Source organism: Neorhizobium sp. BETTINA12A (assembly GCF_023006485.1).
In the GTDB taxonomy this organism is placed as follows: Bacteria; Pseudomonadota; Alphaproteobacteria; order Rhizobiales; family Rhizobiaceae; genus Neorhizobium.
Window position 1 is genome coordinate 1 of record NZ_JALBGW010000293.1, and the last position, 2,617, is coordinate 2,617.

A 2,617-nucleotide genomic window follows, 5' to 3' on the forward strand; every position below is an offset into this window, starting at 1 on the left:
GCAGGGAGAGCGCCACGGCCGGCAGGAGGAGCGCCTTGAGGCCGGCAAGCAGCCCTGCGTCCCAGCCGGGAAACCCGCCCGCCGGCATCCAGCCGAGCATGGTGGAGAACAGGATGATCAGCAGCAGCCCGACCCAGAAGGCCGGCACCGCGATGCTGATATAGGAGAACAGGCCGGCGACGAAATCGAAGAGCCCGTTGTGCTTGCGCGCCGCCTGAACGCCGAGAGGAATGGCAATCGAGACCGAGAGCACGATGGCGATCAGCGCCAACGGCAGGGTGACGGCAAGCCGTTCGCCGATCAGCCCCGCAACCGGTACGCCATAGGTATAGGACTGCCCGAGATCGCCCCGGAAGACCCCGGCGAGCCAGGCGAGGTAACGCACGGGGAGCGCCTGGTCGAGACCCAGCTGCTTCTGGAGTGCGGCAAGCGTTTCCGGGCTCGCCGAGGTACCCAGCATGATCGCCGCCGGATCGCCGGGCAGCAGGTCCATGACGGTGAAGATCAGCAGCGAGACGATGAGCAGCGTCACGGCAAGGCTCAAGGTTCGGCGGATGAGGATGGAGATCATCGGCGGGTCCCCATGCCGGTGCCGCGAGCTCCCGTTGATCTCCCCCCTTGAGGGGGAGATGTCACCGAAGGTGACAGAGGGGGGTGGCGACGGTGCGGCAAATGCGGTGGTAGAAGAGTGCGCAGGGATACCCCCCTCTGCCCTGCCGGGCATCTCCCCCTCAAGGGGGGAGATCGGTCTGCCCCACGCGCGACACTCCAATTCATCGCGTGAAACTTCACTCTACCCAATGAACATCCGTCAGGACGTTCGAAGGGATCGGTTCGTTTTCCCACAGGCCCTTCACCTTGCCGTCCCATACACCGAGCTTCGGCATGACGAACAGGAAGAGCGCCGGCACGTCGTTGGCGAGGATGCTTTGTGCCTCGCCATAGAGCTTTTCCTGTCCGGCGGCGTCGGAGGTCATCTCGACCTTTTTCAGCACGTCGTTGAAGGCCGGGTTCTTGTAGTTGAAGTAGTAGGGATCGCGGGAATAGATGTCGATGTCCATCGGCTCCGCATGGGCGACGATGGTCATGTCGTAATCGGCGGCCTTCAACACGTCGGCCACCCATTTCGCCGGGAATTCGGTGGTTTCGATGTTCATCGTCACGCCGATTTCTGCAAACATCGCCTGCAGCACCTGTGAGGTGCGCTGCGCATAGGCCATCTGCGGCGCCTTGATGGTGAAGGTGAAGCCGTTCGGGAAGCCTGCCTCGGCAAGCAGCGCCTTCGCCTTGGCCGCATCATAGGGATAGACGCTGGTCAGGTCCTTGTAGCCGCGGTCGTTCGGCGTGTAGTGGCTACCGATCGGCGTGCCGAAACCGGACCAGGCACCTTCGACCACGGTAGCGCGGTCGACCGCCATCATCAGAGCCTGACGTACCTTTTTGTCGCTGAACGGCTTGCGGGTGTTGTTCATGCCGGCGACGACCTTGAGCTCGGTATTGCCGATAACAGTCGTCAGCCGCTTGTCGCCCTCGAAGGACTTGATCAGTTCGGGCGCCCCGAATTCCGGAAAGGCATCGACGTCGCCGGCCTTCAGCGCCGCGGCCTGGGCCTGCGGATCGCTGATGAAACGGAAGGCCGCTGTATCGAGCTTCAGGGAGACGGCCTTGTTCCAGTAGTCGGCATTCCTGGCGAGATCGACCTTGGAGCCTTTCGACCAGCTGACGAACTTGAACGGGCCGGTGCCGATCGGGGTCGTCTTGTTGTCGGCGGCCGATTTCGGTTCGACGATGGTCGAGGACGGCCAGCCGAGCCAGTAAAGCAGGCTGCCAGCCGGCTGCTTGAGCTTCAGCACCAGCGTCGCCGCATCCGGTGTTTCGACCGTGTCGATCGAGGCGAAATAGCGCTTCTGGGGATTGACCGAGTCTGCGCCGCGAGCGCGATCGATGGAGAACTTGGCAACCGAACTGTCGAATGCAACGCCGTTATGGAACTTGACGCCCTGGCGGAGTTTGAACGTATAAGTCAAGCCATCCGGCGAGATCTGCCAGCTTTCGGCAAGCTGCGGCTTGATCTTGCCATCCTTGTCGATGGTCGTCAGCCCTTCAAAGATGTTCTGCCAGGTCACCTGGCCGATCGCGACAGGTGCGGCGACCGTCGGGTCGAGCCCAGCCGGCTCGATCGCCATCCCGACTGTGATTGCGGTCTTTGCCGCCGCCTTGGCGCCTGTCTGGCCCGAAAGCAGGCCCGCGCTCATCGCAAGGCCAAAAGCTGCGCTCTTCAATATGGTCGCAGAGCCCAGAAACGTCATCCTGCCCATCCGTCATCCCCTTTTTGGAACGAGACCCGCCTGATCGGCACCTGCGGGATCGTCGATTGCCAAAAGTGTGTCACTTCGCAGGTGCACACACAATGCAGAATTTTGTGTTCTCTGTGTAGCCGAAAACGCTACACAGGAAGCAATTAGGCGCTTGCCCTTTTGGGTGCCGATTTGCGCGTATCGGCGCCGCGCATGAAGCGCTCGATGAAATCGACGAGCTTGCTCGCCGCGAACGAGAGCTGGCGGTCCGGCGCGACGCAGAGATCGATCGGCGTGCGCACCGCCTTGCCGGCGGCGAT

2 protein-coding genes and 1 pseudogene are annotated in these 2,617 nt (G+C 62.4%); all 3 read right to left on the reverse strand.

Going from position 1 to position 2,617, the window contains the following annotated elements:
- Nucleotides 1-571, reverse strand: a 571-nt coding sequence (locus tag MOV61_RS29430) for an ABC transporter permease (protein ID WP_247139117.1), incomplete at its 3' end; no start/stop codon positions are given.
- Nucleotides 572-788: 217 nt separating this feature from the next.
- Nucleotides 789-2,318, reverse strand: coding sequence for an ABC transporter substrate-binding protein (locus tag MOV61_RS29435; RefSeq protein WP_247139118.1), 1,530 nt, complete (start codon nucleotides 2,316-2,318; stop codon nucleotides 789-791).
- 143 nt (nucleotides 2,319-2,461) lie between these two features.
- Nucleotides 2,462-2,617: pseudogene (locus tag MOV61_RS29440) on the reverse strand (LysR family transcriptional regulator); the annotation flags it as partial.

Bases quoted from the DNA above. Each gene is read 5' to 3' on its own strand.
- MOV61_RS29435 (WP_247139118.1), bottom strand. From the start codon at position 2,318: ATGGGCAGGATGACGTTTCTGGGCTCTGCGACCATATTGAAGAGCGCA.